23 protein-coding genes are annotated in these 24,021 nt (G+C 50.9%); 15 read left to right on the forward strand and 8 right to left on the reverse strand.

From position 1 onward, the window contains the following. Positions 1-127: 127 nt before the first annotated feature. The 4 genes from OGX99_RS19590 to dbpA all read left to right on the forward strand — a co-directional run bounded on the left by OGX99_RS19590 (position 128) and on the right by dbpA (position 4,221). On the forward strand, positions 128-1,237 hold the full coding sequence (locus tag OGX99_RS19590; RefSeq protein ID WP_187252366.1) for a methyl-accepting chemotaxis protein: 1,110 nt from the start codon (positions 128-130) through the stop codon (positions 1,235-1,237). A gap of 155 nt (positions 1,238-1,392) precedes the next feature. After that, a complete protein-coding gene (gene zntB / locus OGX99_RS19595; RefSeq protein ID WP_286544797.1) occupies positions 1,393-2,376 on the forward strand; it encodes a zinc transporter ZntB in 984 nt (327 codons plus the stop codon). Positions 2,377-2,651: 275 nt separating this feature from the next. After that, positions 2,652-2,819, forward strand: a complete 168-nt coding sequence (gene ynaL, locus OGX99_RS19600) for a proline-rich small protein YnaL (RefSeq protein WP_286544800.1) — start codon at positions 2,652-2,654, stop codon at positions 2,817-2,819. A gap of 28 nt (positions 2,820-2,847) precedes the next feature. Next, a complete protein-coding gene (gene dbpA / locus OGX99_RS19605; RefSeq protein WP_187252368.1) occupies positions 2,848-4,221 on the forward strand; it encodes an ATP-dependent RNA helicase DbpA in 1,374 nt (457 codons plus the stop codon). Between the two features lie 105 nt (positions 4,222-4,326). Here dbpA and ttcA read toward each other — a convergent pair whose 3' ends face one another. The 5 genes from ttcA to nifJ all read right to left on the reverse strand — a co-directional run bounded on the left by ttcA (position 4,327) and on the right by nifJ (position 11,333). Next, entirely contained in the window at positions 4,327-5,262 is a 936-nt protein-coding gene (gene ttcA / locus OGX99_RS19610) for a tRNA 2-thiocytidine(32) synthetase TtcA (RefSeq protein WP_016156617.1), read from the reverse strand. A gap of 198 nt (positions 5,263-5,460) precedes the next feature. Beyond that, entirely contained in the window at positions 5,461-5,895 is a 435-nt protein-coding gene (uspF, locus tag OGX99_RS19615) for a universal stress protein UspF (RefSeq protein ID WP_003020369.1), read from the reverse strand. An 81-nt stretch (positions 5,896-5,976) separates the two neighbouring features. Further along, a complete protein-coding gene (locus OGX99_RS19620) occupies positions 5,977-6,189 on the reverse strand; it encodes a KTSC domain-containing protein (protein ID WP_005126657.1) in 213 nt (70 codons plus the stop codon). 145 nt (positions 6,190-6,334) lie between these two features. After that, the gene (ompC, locus tag OGX99_RS19625; RefSeq protein WP_151219315.1) at positions 6,335-7,459 is read right to left on the reverse strand and encodes a porin OmpC; all 1,125 of its coding nucleotides are present in this window, start codon (positions 7,457-7,459) and stop codon (positions 6,335-6,337) included. Between the two features lie 349 nt (positions 7,460-7,808). Further along, positions 7,809-11,333: a pyruvate:ferredoxin (flavodoxin) oxidoreductase gene (gene nifJ, locus OGX99_RS19630; protein ID WP_286544804.1), complete on the reverse strand. Its 3,525-nt coding sequence runs from the start codon at positions 11,331-11,333 to the stop codon at positions 7,809-7,811. A gap of 276 nt (positions 11,334-11,609) precedes the next feature. Here nifJ and OGX99_RS19635 point away from each other — a divergent pair, with 276 nt between their 5' ends. Next, positions 11,610-11,876, forward strand: a complete 267-nt coding sequence (locus tag OGX99_RS19635) for a putative hemolysin (protein WP_151219313.1) — start codon at positions 11,610-11,612, stop codon at positions 11,874-11,876. A gap of 13 nt (positions 11,877-11,889) precedes the next feature. Here the strand turns inward: OGX99_RS19635 and hslJ are convergent, their stop codons facing one another. Further along, positions 11,890-12,309, reverse strand: coding sequence for a heat shock protein HslJ (gene hslJ, locus OGX99_RS19640; RefSeq protein ID WP_151219312.1), 420 nt, complete (start codon positions 12,307-12,309; stop codon positions 11,890-11,892). A 112-nt stretch (positions 12,310-12,421) separates the two neighbouring features. Next, a complete protein-coding gene (locus OGX99_RS19645; RefSeq protein ID WP_151219311.1) occupies positions 12,422-13,411 on the reverse strand; it encodes a 2-hydroxyacid dehydrogenase in 990 nt (329 codons plus the stop codon). A 690-nt stretch (positions 13,412-14,101) separates the two neighbouring features. On the opposite strand from OGX99_RS19645, the gene OGX99_RS19650 reads away from it, so the two are divergent. The 10 genes from OGX99_RS19650 (at position 14,102) to OGX99_RS19695 (ending at position 23,251) form a co-directional block, all read left to right on the forward strand. After that, on the forward strand, positions 14,102-16,741 hold the full coding sequence (locus OGX99_RS19650; RefSeq protein WP_286544807.1) for a YdbH family protein: 2,640 nt from the start codon (positions 14,102-14,104) through the stop codon (positions 16,739-16,741). Further along, the gene (locus OGX99_RS19655) at positions 16,738-16,929 is read left to right on the forward strand and encodes a YnbE family lipoprotein (protein WP_003020350.1); all 192 of its coding nucleotides are present in this window, start codon (positions 16,738-16,740) and stop codon (positions 16,927-16,929) included. The genes OGX99_RS19650 and OGX99_RS19655 overlap by 4 nt, the downstream gene beginning before the upstream one ends. 7 nt (positions 16,930-16,936) lie before the next feature. Beyond that, the gene (locus OGX99_RS19660; RefSeq protein ID WP_151219308.1) at positions 16,937-17,263 is read left to right on the forward strand and encodes a YdbL family probable chaperone protein; all 327 of its coding nucleotides are present in this window, start codon (positions 16,937-16,939) and stop codon (positions 17,261-17,263) included. 109 nt (positions 17,264-17,372) lie between these two features. Then, on the forward strand, positions 17,373-17,978 hold the full coding sequence (locus OGX99_RS19665) for a CDP-alcohol phosphatidyltransferase family protein (protein ID WP_210905131.1): 606 nt from the start codon (positions 17,373-17,375) through the stop codon (positions 17,976-17,978). Then, positions 17,975-18,892 carry a phosphatidate cytidylyltransferase gene (locus OGX99_RS19670; RefSeq protein WP_286544810.1) on the forward strand — a complete coding sequence of 306 codons (918 nt, stop codon included), beginning with the start codon at positions 17,975-17,977 and terminating at the stop codon, positions 18,890-18,892. Before OGX99_RS19665 ends, OGX99_RS19670 begins: the two co-directional genes overlap by 4 nt. Before the next feature lie 3 nt (positions 18,893-18,895). Continuing rightward, on the forward strand, positions 18,896-19,537 hold the full coding sequence (locus tag OGX99_RS19675) for a lysophospholipid acyltransferase family protein (RefSeq protein ID WP_151219306.1): 642 nt from the start codon (positions 18,896-18,898) through the stop codon (positions 19,535-19,537). After that, positions 19,530-21,290 (forward strand): bifunctional alpha/beta hydrolase/class I SAM-dependent methyltransferase, encoded by a 1,761-nt coding sequence (locus OGX99_RS19680; RefSeq protein ID WP_187259613.1) that lies wholly within the window; start codon positions 19,530-19,532, stop codon positions 21,288-21,290. Before OGX99_RS19675 ends, OGX99_RS19680 begins: the two co-directional genes overlap by 8 nt. Continuing rightward, positions 21,280-22,584 (forward strand): phosphatase PAP2/dual specificity phosphatase family protein, encoded by a 1,305-nt coding sequence (locus OGX99_RS19685; RefSeq protein WP_286544813.1) that lies wholly within the window; start codon positions 21,280-21,282, stop codon positions 22,582-22,584. The genes OGX99_RS19680 and OGX99_RS19685 overlap by 11 nt, the downstream gene beginning before the upstream one ends. Further along, positions 22,560-22,961 carry a hypothetical protein gene (locus tag OGX99_RS19690; RefSeq protein WP_286544816.1) on the forward strand — a complete coding sequence of 134 codons (402 nt, stop codon included), beginning with the start codon at positions 22,560-22,562 and terminating at the stop codon, positions 22,959-22,961. Before OGX99_RS19685 ends, OGX99_RS19690 begins: the two co-directional genes overlap by 25 nt. Before the next feature lie 98 nt (positions 22,962-23,059). Beyond that, positions 23,060-23,251, forward strand: coding sequence for a hypothetical protein (locus OGX99_RS19695; RefSeq protein WP_151219303.1), 192 nt, complete (start codon positions 23,060-23,062; stop codon positions 23,249-23,251). Positions 23,252-23,295: 44 nt separating this feature from the next. On the opposite strand, the gene azoR is transcribed toward OGX99_RS19695, so the two are convergent. After that, positions 23,296-23,901 (reverse strand): FMN-dependent NADH-azoreductase, encoded by a 606-nt coding sequence (gene azoR / locus OGX99_RS19700; protein WP_151225490.1) that lies wholly within the window; start codon positions 23,899-23,901, stop codon positions 23,296-23,298. Positions 23,902-24,021: the final 120 nt, after the last annotated feature.

Here is a 24,021-nt window from a genome sequence, read left to right on the forward strand (position 1 = left end):
CTGCCTTAAGTGAAAGGATTACAAACTCTCATTGAAAGTTCGTCTTTCGTCTCAGCGCTATGGAAATCTTGATTGCAGATGCTATAAAAAATAATATCCATGTTATTTCTTGGCACACAGGACTAAAATGTTAAATGATATTAGTGTCAGAACCTTTATTATTTTATTTCTGCTCATTACGGCGTTTTTTCTAAATGTCGTTGAAATATTTCTTTCGGCCCCCCCAGAGATTATCATTGGGACTAACTCAGTAAGCTTAATTTCTATATTATGTCTATGGTGGTACATGACGAAATATTTGGTCATGCCAATTAATACGGTTAAAAGAAGCATTGAGGAAGTGACGTCCGGGAATCTGGCGATCAGTATTCCAGAGTTTGGCAATAACTGTGCGGGGAGATTAATACCCGGCATTAATAGTTTATCAAGTAATATTTCAACACTGGTTAATGAGATCAGAACATCCTCGCAAACGGCTATGGCGCTTTCTGAACAGCTCGCGGAACGCAGCGCTGAGTTATCAGTAAAGACAGAGCAGCAATCCGGTGCATTAATGCAAACGGCTGCTAACATGGATGAAATAGCGGTCAGCACGCGTAACAATGCAGAGAATACGCAAATGGCGAGTGCTAAGGCCAATATTGCAACGCTATCTGCCCAGCAGGGGGGGGATTTAATGGTGCAGGTCGCAACCAATATGCAGTCGATCACCGAATGTGCGCAGCAGATGACAGAAATTATTACCATGATAGATGGTATTGCATTCCAGACAAATATTCTGGCATTGAATGCCGCTGTAGAAGCGGCGAGAGCGGGAGAGCATGGCAAAGGTTTTTCCGTGGTAGCCGCAGAGGTGCGAATGCTCGCGCATCGTAGCGCGGATGCCGCGAAGAATATTAAACATCTGATTGCCCAAACTCATGAAAACGTTCAGCAAGGTGCGGCTATTGTGCGTGAAGCTGAAAAAAATATGCAGGATATTGTTGGTGGTGCCGGGCAATTAAACCAACTGATGAGCGAGATATTAACCACTACGCAGGAGCAGGAGAAAGGGATCATCAGTATTACTCATGCTCTCGCGGAACTGGAAAACGTGACTCAGAGTAACGCCATTATGGTGGATGAACTGTCAGACTCTTCGGATATTCTGAAAAATCAAGTGACAGACCTCCAGTCTCGAACGCACAAGTTTCGCTTAAGTCACGCTTTTGATTCTGAGAGACGCCAACGGGCTTAACAGAATCGCCTCGCAACAAGCGCCGCATTTGTCGGCGCTTTACTTATTATCAGATACTTTTATGAGTCATTTCAGCACAATGGGACAATGAGATATTGCTTAACATATTCTGACGGCTAGACTAACGAAAAAAGCTGAATGTTTGTGGAGGCGCTGTGGAAGCCATTAAGGGAACGGATGTTAATGTGCCGGATGCCGTATTTGCATGGCTGTTGGATGGCCGTGGTGGGGTGAAACCACTGGAAGATAACGATGTTATCGACACTCAGCATGCCTGCTGGCTGCATCTTAATTATACTCATCCTGAAAGTGCGCAATGGCTGGCGACAACGCCTTTACTTCCCAATAACGTGCGTGATGCGCTGGCGGGTGAAAGCACGCGTCCGCGCGTCAGCAGAGTAGGAGAAGGTACGTTAATCACGCTGCGGTGTATCAATGGCAGTACAGACGAGCGGCCTGACCAACTGGTAGCGATGCGTTTATATATGGATGAACGTCTGATTGTCTCAACGCGTCAGCGCAAAGTGCTGGCACTGGATGACGTAGTCAGCGACCTCCAGGAAGGTACAGGGCCAGCTGATTGTGGCGGTTGGCTGGTGGATGTCTGTGATGCACTGACCGATCATGCCAGCGAATTTATCGAACAGTTGCACGACAAAATTATCGATCTGGAAGATAACCTGCTCGATCAGCAGATCCCGCCGCGTGGCTTTCTGGCATTACTGCGTAAGCAGTTAATTGTGATGCGCCGTTATATGGCACCACAGCGTGATGTCTATGCCCGTCTGGCGAGCGAACGGTTGCCCTGGATGACTGACGACCATCGGCGACGGATGCAGGATATTGCTGACAGGCTGGGGAGAGGGCTGGATGAAATCGATGCCTGTATTGCCAGGACCGGTATTATGGCAGATGAAATTGCGCAGGTGATGCAGGAGTCTCTGGCTCGCCGAACTTATACAATGTCATTGATGGCAATGGTTTTTCTTCCCAGCACTTTTTTAACCGGGTTGTTTGGCGTTAACCTCGGCGGTATCCCTGGTGGTGGTTGGCAATTTGGCTTCTCACTTTTTTGTATTCTGTTAGTGGTCCTGATTGGTGGTGTTACTTTATGGTTGCATCGTAGTAAATGGTTGTAACAACAACGTTTTTTAGTGACTTTTGCGCATGAAAACGTGCTGGTTTTTGAGCGAAGTCAATAAACCATCTACCTATTCGGGGCAATATCTCTCTCGCAGGTGAATGCAACGTCAAGCGATGGGCGTTGCGCTCCATATTGTCTTACTTCCTTTTTTGAATTACTGCATAGCACAATTGATTCGTACGACGCCGACTTAGATTAGTCGGCTTTTTTTTGCCTGCATGAAATCAACGTCTACCCTAAAAGAGTCAGTCTCAATAACTGGAGGGGTATATGAGTTGTCTGATTGTATCGCCACACACTGATTCACTACCGACCGATCCGATTCCCATTCCCGATCCCATTCCTCGTCCGCAGCCAATGCCGGATCCGCCACCGGACGAAGAGCCGATTAAATTGTCGCATCGTGGGCGCAGATCTGCGAGGATACGCGCCTGCTGAATGTAAGTTTTTATCGCGAGATTAAATTGTGACTGCTTTTTCAACCCTGAATGTTCTACCTGCTACCCAACTCGAGAATCTTAACGAGCTGGGTTATCTTGAAATGACGCCTGTTCAGGCTGCTGCATTACCGGCAATCCTGGCAGGTAAAGATGTTCGCGTGCAGGCTAAAACCGGCAGTGGCAAAACGGCGGCTTTTGGTCTCGGATTATTACAGCATATTGATGCCATGCTGTTTCAGACACAATCGCTGGTGCTGTGTCCGACGCGTGAGCTTGCCGACCAGGTGGCGGGTGAGCTGCGTCGCTTAGCCCGCTTTCTGCCAAACACCAAGATCTTAACGTTGTGCGGTGGGCAGCCTTTTGGTGCACAGCGTGATTCTCTGCAGCATGCGCCTCATATTATTGTCGCCACGCCGGGGCGTTTACTCGACCACCTGCAAAAAGGCACCGTTTCTCTGGATGCTTTGAATACACTGGTCATGGATGAAGCCGACCGTATGTTGGATATGGGTTTTAGCGATGCGATTGATGATGTTATCCGCTTTGCGCCTGCTTCTCGCCAGACCTTGCTGTTTTCTGCGACCTGGCCGGAGGCCATTGCCGCCATCAGTGGCCGGGTGCAACAAAATCCATTAACCATTGAAATTGATACCGTTGATTCGCTACCGGCGATTGAGCAGCAGTTTTTCGAAACCTCCAGCCACGGCAAAATTCCGCTGCTGCAAAAATTGCTCAGCCAGCATCAGCCTGCTTCATGTGTCGTTTTTTGCAACACCAAAAAAGACTGTCAGGCCGTGTGTGACGCACTGAATGCGGCGGGGCAAAGTGCTCTTTCACTGCATGGCGATCTGGAACAGCGCGATCGCGACCAGACGCTGGTGCGTTTTGCCAACGGCAGCGCACGCGTTCTGGTTGCCACCGATGTCGCTGCGCGTGGCCTGGATATTAAATCACTCGAGCTGGTGGTTAACTTCGAACTGGCGTGGGATCCGGAAGTTCATGTCCATCGTATCGGACGTACCGCGCGTGCCGGCAACAGCGGTCTGGCGATTAGCTTCTGTGCGCCAGAAGAAGCCCAGCGAGCCAATATTCTTTCAGAAATGCTGCAACTGAAGCTGAACTGGCTGCCTGCGCCCGCTAACGTCTCGGTTCTGCCTCTTGAAGCAGAGATGGCGACGTTATGCATTGATGGCGGTAAAAAAGCTAAAATGCGTCCCGGTGATGTTCTGGGTGCACTGACGGGTGATATTGGACTGGATGGTGCCGATATCGGTAAGATTGCCGTTCATCCGGCGCATGTTTATGTCGCTGTTCGTCAGACTGTAGCGCATAAGGCATGGAAGCAATTGCAAAATGGTAAAATTAAAGGCAAAACCTGCCGGGTTCGTTTATTGAAATAAACGTCCACTGAAATGTCTGGTGGCGCTTTGCTCATCAGGCCTACAGGCGCGTATGCACATTGTAGGCCGGATGAGACGTTTATGCCGCCATCCGGCATTCTCGACTTACTTCACTTCCACCACGTTCAGACGCAACTCATCCAGTTGAGCATCATCTTCTTCTGGTTGCCAGCCCGCAGGCTGCAGCGGGATCTCTTCACGATCGAACGCTAAATCACCACCGTCCACAACCTCTGAACCGTGCCTGATGCCTTTAAAATCGAACAGATTGATATCGCTTAGATGTGAAGGTACAACGTTCTGCATCGCGCTGAACATGGTTTCAATGCGCCCTGGATAGCGTTTGTCCCAGTCGCGCAGCATGTCGGCAATGACCTGACGCTGAAGGTTCGGCTGTGAGCCGCACAGGTTGCACGGAATAATCGGGAAACCCTTCGCTTCGGAGAAGCGCTCGATATCTTTCTCGCGGCAGTAAGCCAGTGGACGAATAACGATATGCTTACCGTCATCGCTCATCAGCTTCGGCGGCATGCCTTTCATTTTCCCGCCGTAGAACATGTTTAAAAACAGCGTTTGCAGGATGTCGTCACGATGGTGCCCGAGCGCGATCTTGGTGGCGCCTAACTCAGTTGCCGTGCGATACAGAATACCGCGACGCAGGCGAGAGCAGAGTGAGCAGGTCGTTTTGCCTTCAGGGATTTTATCTTTGACTATCCCGTAAGTGTTTTCTTCGACAATCTTATACTCAACGCCCAGCTGTTCCAGGTACTCTGGCAGGATGTGCTCCGGGAAACCGGGTTGTTTCTGATCGAGGTTAACCGCCACTAAGGAAAAACTGATTGGGGCACTTTGCTGCAAATTGCGCAGGATCTCCAGCATGGTATAGCTGTCTTTCCCTCCGGAAAGGCACACCATAATGCGATCGCCGTCTTCGATCATATTGAAGTCGGCAATGGCTTCGCCCACGTTACGACGCAGACGTTTTTGCAACTTGTTCAGGTTGTATTGTTCTTTCTTGCTAATATCTTGATTTTGCGACATTTAATAGAGGCTCAATTCATAGTGTGGCATCAGAAGAGTATGCATCACGCCGGATAGTCCGGCAAAAAAAGTCTGATATGAAAACAGTGGCGTGTATGGTACGGATAAGCGGGAAAAATGTCAGCACATTTAGGGCAGGAATCGTGAGGTATAAGTGGTAGAAATAAAAAGCCCGCAGCGATGTGCGGGCCAGACAGCTTAGCGGACTACCAGTACCGAACACTCCGCGTGACGTACCACCGCTGCGGCGTTAGAGCCCAGCAGGTAGGTGGTGATGTCAGGTCGGTGTGAGGCAATAATGACCATATCAGCCGGTAATTTTTTAGCAATCTCCAGAATCTTATCTTTCGGTGCACCTTCTGCGACATGAATGTGCACTCTGTCCGTTGGGATATTGAATTTCTTGATAATCTCTTCCAGTTGAGATTTTGCCTCGGCTTTCAGATCGTCCATGGCCGGTAACTCTGCTGAGTAGGCCAAACCCAGGGAAGCGTAATAGGGCAGTGACGGAATAACGGTCAGAAAATGGACCTGCGCATCGTCAATTTTGGCCTCCGCTTCAACATGGGCAATAACGCGTTGAGTTAATTCTGAGTCTGAAATATCGATGGGTACAAGAATCGTTCTGTTCATAAAACCTCCTGTTTAAGCATCCACCTAAAGCTTACCGCGTAATGGCACTTTATGTACAATGACAAAGATCACATTTTGGCATCACTTTATTTTGATTTCAGGAAACTTGCCTCTTATTACGCCGTCGTAAAATCGACCTTTAGAGACCACGCTCAGGAAATCACGAAAAATACGCGCAGGGACATGCTGATATTGCAGGGTAGCCAATTGGTGAAAGCGAATTTCCAGCGTGTGAGAGGATTCGTCATAGCCGACGGATGCAATACGGGATGATTTTACAGGATGATGATTCATTGCAGGTATCCTCTACTACAGGTCTTAATGAAGATATCATCTATCAAAGAGGTGTTTTAATACAATAGATATAATATTTCGATCTGAATAAAACAGATTGGTTACCAAAGAAAGAATAGCCCGCTGTTGCCAGCGGGCTGACGGATTAGAACTGGTAAACCAGACCTAATGCGACAACATCATCAGTAGAGATGTTGTTACGAGTGTAGAAGCTGTCATCTTCGTCCAGCAGGTTGATTTTATAATCAACATAGGTGGACATGTTTTTGTTGAAGTAGTAGGTAGCGCCGATATCAGCATATTTAACCAGGTCTTTGTCACCGTCGGTAGCGTTCAGGTCTTTCCCTTTAGACATCAGGAAAGATACAGCCGGACGCAGACCGAAGTCGAACTGGTATTGTGCAGTGACTTCGAAGTTCTGGGTTTTATTGGCTACGCCGCTGTCGCCGTACGGTGTCATGTTACGGGTTTCGGAGTACATGGTTGCCAGGTAGATGTTGTTGGCATCGTATTTCAGGCCGGTCGTCCACGCGTCAGCTGTATCCCCGCCGGCAACGTTGCCACCAGCTTTACCTGCGTTAACCTGATCGTTAGTACGGTCAGAAGTAGAGTATGCCGCACCGAAGCTTACACCCATACCCAGATCGTAAGTAGAGGAGATACCGAAGCCATCACCGTTAGAGTTCTGAACGTTACGATCGCTGCCGTTACCGGTGCCTTCCTGTTCATCACCCGCTTGTTCGTTCGCACCCTGATACTGCAATGCAAAGTTCAGGCCGTTCACCAGACCGAAGAAGTCAGTGTTACGATAAGTTGCTACGCCGTTAGCACGGCCAGTCATAAAGTTATCAGCATAGGTGTAGGAGTCGCCGCCAAACTCTGGCAGCATATCGGTCCAGCCTTCTACGTCGTACAGTACGCCATAATTACGACCGTAATCGAATGAACCGTAGTCGCCGAATTTCAGACCTGCAAAGGCCAGACGTGTGAAGTTGTTGTTGCGGTTGCTTTCAGTGGTGTTGGCATTGACCTGATATTCCCATTGACCGTAGCCGGTGAGCATATCGTTGATCTGAGTTTCGCCTTTGAAACCGCCACGAACATAGGTCTGATCGCCATCTTTGTTGGCGTCATCAGAGAAATAACGCAGACCATCTACTTTACCGTAGAGATCTAATTTGTTGCCGTCTTTATTATAAACTTCAGCAGCGTGAGTTGCGCCTGCAGCCAGCAGGGCTGGAATGACGAGAGCCAGTACTTTTCTGTTCATTGAAATAATCCTTTAGTTTTTTTATTTACCTGTGACTACCCATACGGGGAGTAAAAGCATGCTAAAGGATAAGTTCCGTAAAGGGATAAATATGAATTGTTACGCCTTAAGTATAACCTTAAATAAATAATTCTACAGAAATGGTGATAATTACGATGAATATATAAAATAAAAATTATACAAGTGAATTGTGTTGAGTTATTCTGCGCGGGTTATATGCCTTTATTGTCACTTCTTGTTTTTCGTTGGGGGATTTGTCTCAGGACTGATTAGCCAGCGAATAAATTGACAAGCCCGAACAAACTGTTCGGGCTTTTTTTTATCCTCGACTAATACTTAACGACACGTATTAATCGGTGCTGCTTTTTTCCGCTTTCCCTGCCAGTTGGGCCAGGAAGTCATAGCGTTTTTGCAAATCAGCGGTCGCATCCTTCCACAATTGCTCGGCCACTTCCGGTTGCTGTGCGTTCAGACGGCGGAAGCGCTGCTCGTTCATCAATGTCTCAGCCAGCGCGTCTGACGGCGGGCGAGAGTCCAGCGCCAGCGGCAGTTTACCTTCGTCTGCACGGCGCGGATCAAAGCGATACAGTGGCCAGAATCCGGTTGCCGTGAGCTGGCGCATCTGATCGTGGCTTAACGCGAGGTCGTAGCCATGTTCCTCACATGGGCTATAGGCGATAATCAGCGACGGACCTGGATAGGCTTCCGCTTCCTGAATCGCTTTCACCGTCTGATTCAACTGCGCCCCCAGAGAAATCTGTGCAACATACACGTGCCCGTACATCATCATACTGACGCCAAGATCTTTACGTGCCTTGCGCTTGCCGTGTTCACCAAATTTGGTGACGGCTCCGAGCGGTGTGGCTTTCGACGCTTGTCCACCCGTATTGGAGTAGCACTGGGTGTCCAGTACCAGAATATTGACGTTCTCGGTCAGGCTCAGGACGTGATCCAGGCCGCCAAAACCAATATCGTAAGCCCAGCCATCGCCGCCAATCAGCCAGATGGATTTCTCGACCAGTGCGTCGGCATCGGTTAACAGTTGCTGCGCGCCTTCGACATCTTTCAGATGCTGGCGCAGCGCGGCAACTTGTTCACGACGTACTTCTGGCGTTGCTTCGGCGTGCAGGGCGTCATTCAGTTCAGCCGGAATGTTATCGGCAAACTGTTCCAGTAAGCGCATAACGCGCACACGGTGTTGATCCACCGTCAGACGGAAGCCCAGACCGAATTCGGCGTTATCCTCAAACAGTGAGTTTGCCCACGCAGGTCCACGGCCGTTGGCGTCGGTGGTATACGGTGTTGAGGGCAGGTTGCCACCATAAATCGATGAACAGCCGGTCGCATTGGCGATCAGCATGCGGTCGCCGTAAAGCTGCGTAAGCAGTTTGATATACGGCGTTTCACCACAACCGGAGCAGGCACCAGAATATTCAAACAGCGGCGTTATCAACTGCGAGGTACGAATATCAATGCGTTCCAGTTTAGTGCGATCAATCTCAGGCAGATCAAGGAAGAAGTCATAGTTAACTTTTTCTTCTTCAACATGCTCAAGCCGCGACATCATATTGATGGCCTTGATCTCCGGGTTTTGCCTGTCTTTCGCCGGGCACACTTCGACGCACAAATTACAGCCGGTGCAATCCTCTGGCGCAACCTGCAGAACATATTTCTGACCGCGCATATCGCGTGATTTCACATCCAGAGAGTGCAGGCTGGCAGGGGCGTTTTCCATCGCTTCTGGTGAGACGACTTTGGCGCGGATAGCCGAGTGCGGACAGGCGGCAACGCAGTGGTTACACTGAGTACACAGATCTTCTTTCCAGATGGGGATCTCTTCGGCGATATTGCGTTTTTCCCAACGCGTGGTGCCCATCGGCCAGGTGCCGTCTGGCGGCAGCGCTGAAACGGGGAGGGCATCGCCCAGGCCGGCGAGCATTGCAGCGGTGACGGTTTTCACGAAATCAGGCGCGGCATCAGAAACCACCGGTGGGCGGTTAGCGCTATGTGGATCAACCGGCTGCAGCGCCACTTCGGCGACCGACTCACGCGCCAGGGCCAGCGCCTGCCAGTTACGTTCAACCAGGTCCTGACCTTTACTGCTATAGCTTTTGGCAATCGCCCCCTGCAATTCAATCAGCGCGCTGTCACCTGGTAAGATTTGCGTCAGATGGAAGAATGCCATCTGCATCACGGTGTTAATACGCGCAGCCAGACCGCACTCGCGGGCGATTTTCGCCGCATTAATAACGTAGAAACGTGCTTTCTTTTGATTCAGAACCGCCTGAACTTCCTGTGGCAGACGCGCCCAGACTTCATCCACGTTGTACGGCGTATTTAGCAGGAAAATACCGCCCGGTTTCAGGCGCTCGACCATCTGATATTTATCGATAAATTGCAACTGATGACAGCCAACAAAATCGGCCTGTGACACAAGATAAGCAGAGCGAATAGGTTGCTCGCTGACGCGCAGGTGAGAAACTGTCAGACCGCCTGCTTTTTTCGAGTCATAGACGAAATAACCCTGCGCATACCACGGTGTCGAGTTACCGATAATCTTGATATTGTTTTTGGTGGCCGACACGCTACCGTCACTGCCCAGCCCATAAAACAGTGCTTCAAGCTTCGCGGTACCGGGTAGGGTGTTTTCCGGTAGTGGTAGTGACAGGTTGGTGACATCATCATAGATACCGACCGTAAAGCGAGGTTTCGGCTTCGCGCTAGTCAGCTCATTAAAGACCGCCATGACGCAGTCCGGTCCAAACTCTTTGGAAGAAAGTCCATAACGTCCGCCAATCACGCGTGGTAGGGTTTCCCGCTCGCCGCAATTAAAGGCTTCCGCCAGCGCGGTCATCACATCCAGATACAGTGGTTCTGCCTGGGCACCCGGCTCTTTGGTGCGATCCAGAACGGCGATGCTCCGTACGGTTTCCGGCAGGGCGCGCAGTAGATGTCTGGCAGAAAATGGGCGGAACAGACGCACTTTCAGTACGCCGACTTTCTCGCCGCGAGCCTGCAACTCTTCGACGACTTCTTCGCAGGTGCCAATTGCCGAGCCCATCAAAATAATGACGCGTTCTGCCTGAGGATGACCGTAATATTCAAAGGGTTGATACTGGCGGCCCGTCGCCGCGGCGAAGTCGTTCATCGCCTGTTCGACGTTTTCGTAAACCGCGTTGTACCAGGGGTTTGTCGCTTCGCGCGACTGGAAGTAGGTATCCGGGTTTGCAGATGTACCGCGAATAACCGGATGCTCCGGATTAAGCGCGCGGGCGCGGTGAGCATCGATTTCCGCCTGCGGCATCAGTCCGAGGATCGTGTCATCGGCCAGCGGCACAATTTTATTGATTTCATGCGAAGTACGGAAACCATCAAAGAAATGAATGAACGGAACCCGACTTTTCAGGGTGGCCATTTGCGAAATGAGCGCAAAGTCCTGTGCTTCCTGCACGCTACTGGCACACAGCATCGCACAACCCGTCTGGCGCACCGCCATTACATCGGAATGATCGCCAAAGATCGACAACGCGTGAGTGGCAATCGTACGTGCCGCCACGTGCAGTACAAACGGGGTCAACTGACCGGCCAGTTTGTACAGCGTCGGGATCATCAGCAACAGGCCCTGCGATGAAGTAAACGATGTAGAGAGCGCGCCGGTCTGCAATGCGCCGTGAACGGTCGCGATCGCACCGCCTTCCGACTGCATTTCTACGACGCGAGGAGTATCCCCCCAGACGTTTTTAAGCCCGTTCCCGGCCCAGGCATCCGCTTGTTCAGCCATCGTCGAACTGGGCGTAATCGGGTAGATGGCGATAACTTCGCTGGTACGAAATGCGACCGAAGCAACCGCACCATTACCGTCAATTGTGATCATACTGACACCCTTACATTGCGCAAAAAGAGGGACCCGCATAACCGCGGCGAATCCTGTAGTTATATCTTTCTATTTTAGCAAAAGCGCTAAAGACAGATTTTCGCTTTTGTGTCCTGGGAATAATCAGAATGAATGGTTTGATCAAAGGAGCAGCCAAAAAATTGCCAGAAAATGTAAACAACGCGCATAAATGCGCATTTTGCCTCTCGACGACGGTGTTTCCGCTGCCTATTATTTATGGCTGTGTCGTTTGGTTAATATTCAGAGGGGAGTAAAATGCGCGCAGCGTTTTGGGTAGGGTGTGCCGCGTTATTATTATCGGCTTGTAGCAATGAACCTGTTCAACAGGCGACCGCCGCTCATGTCGCACCGGGAATGAAGGCCGCAATGTCCAGTTCTGGAGAGGCAAATTGCGCCATGATTGGAGGTTCGCTCTCCGTTGCACGCCAACTGGATGGTTCAGCCATCGGCATGTGTGCGTTACCCAACGGCAAACGCTGTAGTGAGCAGTCGCTTGCCGCCGGAAGCTGTGGTAACTATTAAGCCACCGCGTTTCCTACATTAAATCCGCAAGTTTATACGTCAGCGTTTGTTCCGCTGTCGCCAGCGTTAATTGGTCAGCTGTCAGATCGACCTGTGCGCCTTGCTTAAACATGCCGCTGACGATCCCGTCGAGCGCATTAAGCTGTGGATCGGCGCACATCATGCGGGTCATTGCCATATCTTTGACCTTCAACTCGCCGTCGGACAGCTTGCCCTGACCGTGGAATTGATTACACATCTTTCCCGATACCGTCATGTTTTCGCCAAAACTTAATTCGGGTGGATTATTAGCGATGGTGACGGCTTTACCATTCACGCTCTGCAAAACGAAGCGGTGGTGCTGCAACTGTTCGCGATTGACGGAAACTTTTCCATTGCTCACACAGCCAGCCATCAGCATGCTGAGCGCAATCAACGTGACAACTTTCTTCATTGTATTTCTCTGGGTTTGTGACGGGGAAACATTCAATATAATAATGATACTGTGTGTTTTATCATCGGTGATTGTCTGAAAATGCTCCCCTGAAGCCAGGGGAGCACGGAAATCAGAAGAGGGCGTTTGGACAGGTTTCGCCTTTGGAGATTTGTGCCAGATTCTGTAGCGTAGTCTCAGAAATACTGGTTAGAGCTTCGGCTGTCAGGAACGCCTGATGCCCGGTGAACAGCACGTTATGACAGGCCGACAGGCGACGGAACACATCATCCTGAATCACGTCATTGGATTTATCTTCAAAGAACAGATCGCGTTCGTTTTCATACACGTCCATACCCAGAGACCCAATTTTCTGGTTTTTCAGCGCATCGATAGCGGCTTGCGAATCGATCAACGCCCCGCGACTGGTGTTGATAACCATCACGCCATTTTTCATTTGCTCAAAGGCTTCGTGATTGAGCAAATGATAATTCTCTGGCGTTAATGGACAGTGCAGGGAGATAACATCGGACGCCGCAAACAGCGTTTTCAGATCGACATATTCAACGCCTAACTCCAGCGCAGCAGCGCTTGGATAGGGATCAAACGCCAGCAGGCGCATACCAAAACCTTTCAGGATCCGCAGGGCCGCAATACCGATTTTACCGGTACCGATCACCCCAGCCGTTTTGCCATACATGGTAAAACCGGTCAGCCCCTCAAGAGAGAAGTTGGCATCACGGGTGCGTTGATAGGCACGGTGAATACGGCGATTCAGCGTCATCATCATGCCAATCGCATGCTCAGCGACGGCTTCCGGTGAATAGGCTGGTACACGTACTACCTGCAGACCCAGCTCTTTTGCCGCGTCGAGATCGACGTTGTTGAACCCGGCACAACGCAGCGCGATATATTTCACGCCATGCTTTTTCAGCTCTTCCAAAACAGGGCGGCTGCCATCATCGTTGACGAAAATGCACACGGCTTCACAGCCATGGGCGGTTTTAGCTGTTTTTTCCGTCAGCAGAAAGTCAAAGAATTCAAGTTCAAAACCAAAAGTCTCGTTAACCTGCTGCAGATACTTCTTGTCGTACTGTTTTGTACTATAGATGGCGAGTTTCATAAGACTTTCTCCAGTGATTTTGACGTCACATTAATTCAATTAAAATTATTTTACAAAATATAAAAAATTATTGATAGTCATGGACGTAATGAATAATTTCAACGCATATCTGGTTAGTGTGGGCAGATTACGCGTTTTCAACAACTGGAGAATTTTCATCCAGCTCATGACGGTCAATACAACGTGGTTAAAAAGCCAGCCGAATCACATCCAGGCAGCTACGCTTATACAGGTAGCAAATATCGGGAGGAGTCATGTTAACTCACTCTGAAGCAAAACGATGGGCCACCTTAATGCTGAAGGCGGCATTATGTGATGGTATGAAACCTGACGAGATTTCCCGACAGGTACATCTGGTCTGCGATCATCACGGTAGGGAGTGCCTGGAAGAACTTATTGAGGAAATTCTGATCGAAGCGGGCCGTATAGGACCTAAACATAGCGATGGACAAATGAGGTCTCATTAAGTCCGAATCTTTATCTGTCAGACGGCACGTGTGACAGCGTGCCATATGAAATAATAGTCTATCTTATTGAATAATTATTAATTTCCTTAGCGATCCAAAAAGTCATAGATAATACATATGTCTCTTAGGCATCTATTCTTAATGTGGGCATATCCAGGTAAACATGCCACAATACTGGCCTAAACCGGCTTAAATTTTTGCTAAATCAGGATATTAACTACCCATGAAGGGTAAATATAAAGCCGTTCTGGCACTTCTCTTATTATTGATTCTCGTGCCGTTGACGCTGGTCATGACGCTTGGCCTGTGGGTTCCCACGCTGGTGGGCGTCTGGTTGCCTGTCGGCACGCGCATCGCGCTGGATGAGAGCCCACGGCTGACACGGCATGGGCTGCATATCCCGGAACTTCGCTATTTGGTCGATGATTGCCCACTAGCGCGTGTTACTCAGGCGGATCTTTCTCATCCCAGCCGCTGGTTGCTTAATGTCGGGACAATTGAGCTCGACTCGGCTTGCCTGGCCAAATTGCCGCAGGCTGAGCCTTCTCCGGTTGCGCCAAAAACGCTGGCAGAATGGCAATCGATGCTACCTAATACCTGGATTAACATCGACAACGTTATTCTTTCTCCCTGGCAGGAGTGGCAGGGGAAACTGTCTCTCTCGCTTACGCCTTCGACCCAGCAACTACGCTATCAGGGTGAAAAAGTTAAATTTCAGGGGCGTCTGCACGGGCAAAATCTCACGGTAAATGCGCTGGATATCGCAGCATTTGAAGGCCAGCCGCCGGTAAAACTGGTCGGTGAATTTACTATGCCGCTGGTTCCTGATGGACTACCGGTGAGCGGTCATGCGGTTGCTTCTCTGAGTTTGCCTCAGGAACCTTCGTTGGTTGACGTCGAACTGGAGTGGCAAGAAAACAGCGGGCAATTGATCGTCATGGCCCGCGATAATGCCGATCCGCTGCTCGATCTTCCGTGGGAAATAACCCGTCAGCAACTCACCATTAGCGACGGTCGCTGGAACTGGCCTTATCAAGGATTCCCGCTCAGTGGACGGTTGGGAATGAAAGTTGAAAACTGGCAGGCCGGGCTGGAAAATGCGATGGTGAGCGGGCGACTGAACATTCTGACGCAAGGCGATGCTGGTAAAGGAAACGCCGTATTAACTCTGGGACCGGGTAAGCTCGGTGTGGATAGTAGCGACATGCCGTTGCAGCTGATCGGCGAGGCGAAACAGGATGACCTGATCTTCTACGCCAAGTTACCTGCCAGACTCACCGGAAGCCTGAGCGATCCGCAGTTGGCTTTCGAGCCAGGAGCATTGCTGCGTTCGAGTGGACGTGTGATTGACTCGCTGGATATTGACGAAATTCGCTGGCCGCTGGCGGGCGTAAAAGTAACGCAACGCGGTGTGGATGGCCGTCTGCAGGCTATTTTGCGAGCGCATGAAAATCAGATGGGCGGTTTTGAGCTGCATCTGGATGGTCTGGCCAATGATTTTCTTCCTGACGCGGGGCGCTGGCAGTGGCGATACTGGGGCGAAGGCAGTTTTACGCCGATGCATGCCCGCTGGGATGTGGCGGGTAAAGGGGAATGGCATGACAACACCCTGAAGCTGTTTGATCTCTCCACCGGCTTTGACCATCTGCAATACGGCACCATGCAGGTGGAAAATCCGCGTCTGGTGATGGATGAGCCGATCGTGTGGGTACGAGATGCCAGCAAACCGACATTCAGTGGCGCGCTGTCGCTGGATGCAGGGAACACCACCTTCACTGGAGGAAGCGTATTACCGCCATCAACTCTGAAATTTAGCGTGGAAGGTACCGACCCGACAGTTTTCCAGTTCAAAGGCCAGCTTCACGCGGGGGCGATTGGACCCGTACAACTTAATGGCCGCTGGGACGGGATCCGCCTGCGCGGTCAGGTCTGGTGGCCAAAACAATCGCTCACCGTTTTCCAACCGCTCATCCCACCTGACTGGAAAATGAAGCTGCGCGAAGGTGAGCTGTATGCTCAGGTCGCATTTTCAGCGGCTCCGGAGCAGGGTTTTGAAGCGGGTGGTCATGGGGTCTTAAAAGGCGGTAGCGCCTGGATGCCCGATAACCAAATCAATGGCGTCGATTTTGTGTTGCCGTTTCGATTTAGTGAAAGCGCGTGGCAACTTGGCACCCGTGGACCTATTTCACTGCGTATCGCGGAAGTGGTGAATCAGGTGACGGTGAAAAATATTGCCGCCGATCTGCAGGGGGCGTATCCCTGGAGTGAAGACAATCCGTTGCTGTTAAGCGATGTCAGCGCTGAACTGCTGGGGGGCAAAGTCATCATGCAACAACTGCGAATGCCGCAGCACGATCCGGCATTATTGCGGGTGCAGAATATCTCCTCCAGCGAGCTTATCAGCGCGGTTAATCCCAAACAATTCGCCATGTCTGGCCCAGTCAGCGGCGCGTTGCCGTTATGGCTGGATAACGAAAAGTGGATCATCAAAGACGGCTGGCTGACCAACCCCGGTCCCATGACGCTGCGTATTGACAAGGACACGGCGGATGCCGTCGTCAAAGATAATATGACGGCGGGTGCGGCCATTAACTGGCTGCGTTATATGGAAATAAGCCATTCCTGGACGAAAATAAATCTGGATAACCTCGGTGTTTTAACTATGCAGGCAACGGTGACCGGCAACAGTCGGGTGGATGGCAAAGTGGGAACGGTTAATTTGAATTACACCCACGAGGAAAATGTCTTTACGCTATGGCGCAGTTTGCGTTTTGGCGACAATTTACAGGCATGGCTTGAACAAAATGCAGCGCTGCCGAAAAACCATTGCACGGAAGGCAAGGAATGTGAGGAGCAACAATGAAAACGATAGCTGCGATGCTGGGTTTGCTGGCGTCATCTCTGCTGGTCGGGTGCACACCCAGAATCGAAGTGGCTGCGCCAAAAGAACCGATCACGATTAATATGAACGTCAAAATCGAACACGAGATCCATATCAAAGTCGATAAAGACGTTGAGAGCTTGTTGAAATCGCGCAGCGATCTGTTCTGAGGTTACGATGAAAAAACAGCTTGCAGTGATCCTGGTGGCTCTGAGTTTACTCAGCGGCAATGTGTGGGCCTTAACTCTGAATGAAGCCAGAACTCAGGGGCGGGTTGGCGAAACGCTTAATGGTTATCTGGTGGCATTGAAAACCGATGCCGAAACGCAGGCGCTGGTGAGTGAAATTAATAAAGCGCGAAGCGCCAGCTATCAGCAACTGGCTGAGAGCAACAACATTCCGGCTGATGAAGTGGCGAAAATGGCCGGACAAAAGCTGGTTGCCCGCGCTAAACCGGGAGAGTACGTCCAGGGCATCAATGGTAAGTGGTTACGGAAAGAATAACCTGACTTGTTAGTAAAGTCTGATTTTGAGTTCAGTCGAAAAAACTATCAGGCAGGCGGGGAGTGATTAATCTACTATAGTCAAACAGACATATTATCAAGGAATGATGATGACGCTTTATCAGATCAAACCCGCCTTTCAAGCGCTGTTACGTCCATTGATGTTTTGGCTCCATAAGAAAGGCGTCACAGCAAATCACGTTACTCTCGCCGCGATGGCGCTTTCTATTGTGACCGGTGTCGTACTGGCGATTTTCTCCCAACCTGAATTTTTTGTTCTCCTGCCAATCGTATTGTTTATTCGAATGGCGCTTAATGCACTCGATGGCATGCTGGCACGTGAATGTCACCAACAATCACGCCTTGGGGCTATTCTGAACGAGAGTGGGGATATTCTGTCCGATCTGGCGCTTTATCTGCCGTTTATGCTGCTCCCAGACAGTAACGTAATACTGGTTATGGTGATGTTGTTCTCTGCAGTAATGACTGAGTTTTGCGGCGTCCTGGCACAAACGATTAATGGCGTTCGCAGCTATGCCGGGCCGTTGGGTAAAAGTGATCGAGCGCTGGTATTTGGCGCTTGGGGTCTGGCGTTGGTTCTGTGGCCGCAGCTTGTGCAATGGAACAATCTGGTGTGGGGCGTTGCTACGCTCCTGCTGCTATGGACGGTAATTAATCGCTGTAAAAGTGCATTACGCGAAGCGGAGGGGAAATGATGCTGCTGGAGAAGTCGCTCGCAGTCATTTTTGCATTGCTGCTGGTTGCAACGGCAGTGAATGGATTACTGGTGTGGCGACGACCGGACAAAGACTGGCGGGAACTGACGTTACGTATTCGTACCTGGTGGATCATCATCATCCTGTTTTCTCTGGCTATTTTAAGTCCACACTGGCTGGCACTGACCTTTTTTGCGTTGGTGAGCTTTATGGCGTTAAAGGAGTTTTTGACGCTGGCGCCGTCGCGTCAGACCGATCGCATGCCTCTGCTGTGGATGTTCATTGCTATTCCGATTAACTACTGGCTGATTGGCATCAATTGGTATGGCATGTTTGTGGTGTTTATCCCGGTCTACGCATTTTTATTCTTACCCGTGCGGATGGTCATTGCGGGCGATACCCAGGGTTTCTTGCGCTATGCTTCGCAGCATCACTGGAGCCTGATGACCACCGTTTTTGCCTTCAGTCATGTCGCTTTTTTACTGGTTCTGCCTGATGATGGCATGCAAACTGGCGCATTGCTGGTGCTGTTTCTGGTTGGCTTAACGGAATTCAACGATATTGCGCAGTATCTGTGGGGTAAATCGATTGGGCGCATCAAAATAACGCCCAGAGTCAGTCCTAACAAGACGCTGGCGGGATTGGTTGGCGGCGTAGCGACTACCACGCTGGTGGCGTCGCTGCTTGGGCCGTTGATGACACCGCTAAACATTCCGCTGTCGCTGTTAGCGGGTTTGATTATCGGCATCAGTGGTTTTTGTGGCGATGTGGTGATGTCGGCAATCAAGCGCGATATCGGCGTGAAGGATAGCGGAACATTGCTGCCAGGTCATGGCGGGATCCTTGATCGGCTGGATTCTCTGATCTTCACCGCGCCGGTATTTTTCCATTTCATTCGCTACTTTTGCTATTAACTTATGCTGAACTCAATTCTGAGAATGCTGTTTACGTTATGCATCGTCTGGCCGGTGATTTGGCTGTGGCTTGGGCTGCGTATCAGGCATAAAGAGCGTTTGCCCACACGAGGCCCGGCAATTATTGTCGCCAATCACAACAGCCATATGGATGTTTTTGCGTTGCTTTCGCTCTTTCCGCTGCGCCGTCAGTCGTCAGTTCATCCAGTGGCTGCCGCAGACTATTTTCTGCGTAATAAAGCAATGGCCTGGTTTGCGCTAAATATTCTCAACATTATTCCCATTTCGCGAAAGGGCGGAGAAATCAATCCGCTGGCGCAGTGTGAACAGGCATTACGCAACGGTAAGATCCTGATCCTCTTTCCTGAAGGTACGCGGGGCGAGCCAGGAATATTGTCGCCGTTGAAATCTGGATTGTGGCATCTCAGTCAGCGTGTGCCGGAGGTACCGATCATTCCCGTCTGGCTACGTGGCACTGAATCTGTCATGGCGAAAGGGAATCGCATACCGCTGCCGCTGTTTATAGACGTCAATATTGGCTGCACGTTGAATTTTCATGGTGATAAACACCTCTTCATGGATGAACTAAAGCAACAACTGTTGCTGTTGGAGCAACAAACTAAAGGAATGCATTCTCATGAGTAATATTCGAGTACCTGAGGAACAACAATTTGTAACCAGCGACAGCACCGAGCTGTTTTACCGTCACTGGCCGGCAACTGCGCCGGGTGCGACACCGAAAGTGATTGTCATGTTCCATCGCGGTCACGAACACTCCGGGCGACTGCAACATATCGTCGATGAGCTGGCGATGCCTGACACCGCATTCTATGCCTGGGATGCGCGCGGTCACGGCCACTCTCCGGGCCAGCGTGGCTACAGTCCTTCGCTGGCGCGTTCGGTGCAGGATGTTGAAGAGTTTGTGCGTTTTGCCGCCGCTGACAGTCATGCAGCAATGGAAGATGTGGTGGTGGTAGCTCAGAGCGTAGGCGCGGTATTGGCTGCGACCTGGGCTCACGACTATGCGCCCACCATTCGCGGGTTAGTGCTGGCGTCACCGGCGTTTAAAGTAAAATTGTATGTGCCGTTTGCGCGCCAGGGGTTGGCGTTAATGCACCGATTGCGCGGCCTGTTTTTTGTTAACTCTTATGTTAAGGGAAAATACCTGACGCACGATGCCGAGCGTGTGGCGAGCTTTAATCTTGATACTCAGATTACCCGGGCCATTGCGGTGAACATTCTGCTGGATCTCTACAAAACGGCAGAACGCATTGTCAGTGATGCCGCCGCCATTACGATGCCTGTGCAGTTGTTGGTATCCGGAGATGATTTTGTTGTGCATCGCCAGCCGCAAATTGATTTTTATCAGCGCTTGAGGAATCCGCTCAAAGAGCTGCACGTGTTGCCAGGGTTTTACCACGATACGTTGGGAGAAAAAGACCGGCATCTGGCGTTCGATAAAATGCGTGATTTTATCACCACGCTTTACGCTATGGCGCCACAGCGTTTTGATTATAGCAATGAAGATCGCTGGAGCCCTGGTGCTGATACCTGGCGGATGCTCAGCGGGGGACCCGCGCCGTATTCTCTCGACGACATTGCATACCGTGGCTTGCGCTATGGAATGAAGCTCCTGGGCACACAATCGACGGGCGTTCGTTTGGGATTCGAAACCGGTTTTGATTCCGGTAGCACGCTGGATTACGTCTACCGTAATCAGCCGCAGGGCAGCAGCGCGCTGGGACGTTTGATTGACAAAAACTACCTCAATAGCGTGGGCTGGAAAGGGATCCGTCAGCGTAAGATCCATCTGCAGATGCTGATCGGTCAGGCGGTCGCGCAACTGGCGGAGCAGGGCACGCCGGTACATGTAGTGGATATTGCTGCCGGACATGGACGATATGTGCTTGATGCGTTGGAAGGTGAAAAGGCTGTACGTTCAATTTTACTGCGTGATTACAGCGAGCTGAACGTGATTAAGGGGCGCGAAATGATCGCCAGCAGAGGTATGACTGACATCGCGCGTTTTGAACAGGGCGATGCCTTCAACCGTGAACAACTGGCTGCGCTGGAACCTCGTCCCGGTTTGGGGATTGTATCCGGTTTGTACGAGCTCTTTCCTGAGAATTCGCTGGTTAAAAACTCTCTGGCCGGGCTGGCTGATGCGATAGCGCCTGGGGGCATATTGATTTACACCGGTCAGCCGTGGCATCCGCAGCTTAAAACGATTGCCTGGTCGCTGACCAGTCATAAAGATGGCAAAGCGTGGGTGATGCGCGTGCGTACGCAGGGCGAAATGGATGCGTTGGTCCGAGAAGCGGGCTTTGATAAGTGCACACAATTGATTGATGAGTGGGGTATTTTCACCGTTTCCATGGCGGTGCGTCGTGCTTCCTGAACAGCGTAAAGTCATGGTGCAGGCCGTGGGTTGGTTATTGCTGCTGGCACCTTTTTTTTTCCTTACGTACGGCCAGGTGAATGAGTTTACCGCCTGGCAGGACGCTCAGTATCAGAACGTTGGCAGTATCGTTTTCGGCTGGGAGTCTGCCATTCCGTTTATTCCGTGGACTATTCTCCCTTACTGGAGTCTGGATCTGTTTTACGGGTTATCCCTGTTTATTTGCACCACGCGTTTCGAACAGCGTCGGCTGGTGCTCAGGCTGGTACTGGCATCGGTGATTGCCTGCGCGGGGTTTTTACTGTTCCCGCTACAGTTTAGCTTTACCCGCCCCGAAGTGACGGGGGCTGCGGGGTGGTTATTTGCACAGCTTGAACAGTTCGATTTGCCCTATAACCAGTCGCCGTCGCTACATATCATTCTCTGTTGGCTACTGTGGCGGCATTTCAATCGCCACCTGACCGGCGGCTGGCGCAGACTGTGCGATGGCTGGTCTTTACTGATCGCGATATCGGTGCTGACCACCTGGCAGCACCATTTTATTGACGTTATCACCGGGCTGGCGGCAGGAATGCTGATTGACTGGCTGGTACCGGAACAGCGTCGCTGGCGCTGGTGTAAGCCGGATGCCGCGCGTCTGAGGCTGATGCGCCAGTACCTGTTGGGCTCGGCATTATGTTCTATTGCCGCAGTGTCGCTGACGGCATGGTTGTTATGGCCTGCACTGGCCCTCTTGATGGTCGGCTGTGGTTACGCTGGATTCGGCGCGGCCGTGATGGCTAAAAATTCGCAGGGCCGACTGCCTTGTACCGTTTACTGGCTGTCATTACCGTGGCGTGCAGGAATGTGGCTGTCAATGCGCTGGTTTACCCGCCATTTGCCCGCGGCATGTTCGGTAGCACATGGCGTCTATCTTGGTAGTTTTCCGCACTTTGTGCCCGCGCAAAAAGCGGTGCTCGACGTGACTTTTGAGTTTTCGCGTGGGCGGGCGACGGCCTCGCGTATGTATCACTGTGTACCGATGCTGGATTTAGTGATCCCGGATGAAGCTGAACTTCAGCAGGCGGTAGGCACTCTGGAGACTCTGCGTGAGGCACAGGGCACGGTATTGGTTCACTGTGCGTTAGGACTGTCGCGCAGCGCAATGGTGATAGCGGCGTGGCTGTTACACTATGGTCATTCGACAACGGTAGAGCAGGCAGTAGCGCAGATTCGGACGAGTCGACCGCAGGTGGTACTGACTGATAAACATCTGGAGATGCTGCAACAGTGGCAACGGAAAGTGACAACGTAACAAATAGTGAAGCACTTCAGCATGGTTTGCTCCGACATACGCTGGCAAGCTGGCGATTTATTCTGCTGTTTTCCCTCCCGCCGATAGTGTGGGTGCTGTTTGTTGCTCCATCAGGTGTACTGCGTGCCATCATAGCGTTGCTATGTGCTGTAGTCTGGTTTGGTTGTTGGCGACTGTGGCTCGATGAGCGTTATTTTTCGCTGATTAATACGCAAAACAATGAGCTGGCCGGAAGCGCGCTGTGTTTTATCTGGCGACGCGAACGGTTGAAAACGTTAACGCTGGCTGAACGCCAGTCTGGCGCATTGCAGCAATGTCGAAAAACACTGTTTCTGGTTGTGGTTCTGTGGGCTGTCTGGTTGGCGCTATTGATGTAGCGTTCGTCAGGATTATTCATCGACATCGCAATAGTTGCCACACGGCATCAAACTGAGGCTGATATAGTTCAACACCGATCGCGTCGCGGAGTGACATCATGTGGCTTTTCAAGTGGTATGTCTGGAATCGTTGGGTATTCAAGCTGTTAAGCCGGGATGTCGCTGAACCGGAACAGTTTTTGCGCCATTGCTGGGAAGAGAATCTGGCAAAGTGCAGGGATTATGCAACCATCTGGCGTGATATTAACCGCATTCACGGCAAGCAGGTTCGAGTGCAGGTAAAGAAGTAACTACAGATGAAAACCCTCCCACCGCATGGTGAGAGGGTGAGTTATCAGGCAGTGACGACGCTGTCGATAGCGGCTTTCGCATCGGATTGTGCTTTGGATGCTACTTCCGGGCCATAAGCAATCCCTTCGGCGAACACGAAGTTCACATCGGTAATCCCGATGAAGCCGAGGAAAACTTTCAGATACGGAGCGATCAGATCGGTTGGGGTATCTTTATGAATACCGCCGCGACTGGAGAGGATCACCGCACGTTTGCCGGTCACCAGACCTTCCGGACCTTTCTCCGTATAACGGAAAGTCACGCCAGCACGGGCAATCAGGTCGAAATAGTTTTTCAGCTGCGTTGGGATGTTGAAGTTATACATCGGCGCGGCGATAACAATCACATCATGCGCTTTCAGTTCTGCAATCAGCTCATCGGACAGCGCGAGCGCTTCTTGCTGGCGTGGCGTCAGCGGCGTATCGCTCGGGCGCATCGCACCCACCAGTTCGCCATCCAGCACCGGAACAGGATTTGCAGCCAGGTCACGGACGGTGATTTCATCAGCGGAATGCTTTTCACGCCACTGCTCAACAAAATAATCAGACAACTGACCAGACTGAGAGTACCCTGCCAGAATACTGGATTTAAGAACTAATACCTTGCTCATGGGTGTTTCCTTTTATGTGTTTGAAGGGGGAGGCCCCGTTGCTTGTTGACACTTTATTCACAATCCTGTCGCAGTGATAGCGCAATATATCGAATTCTATGTTCGAAATTATTGAACAAC

The organism is Citrobacter sp. Cu096 (assembly GCF_030332285.1).
GTDB lineage: Bacteria > Pseudomonadota > Gammaproteobacteria > Enterobacterales > Enterobacteriaceae > Citrobacter > Citrobacter meridianamericanus.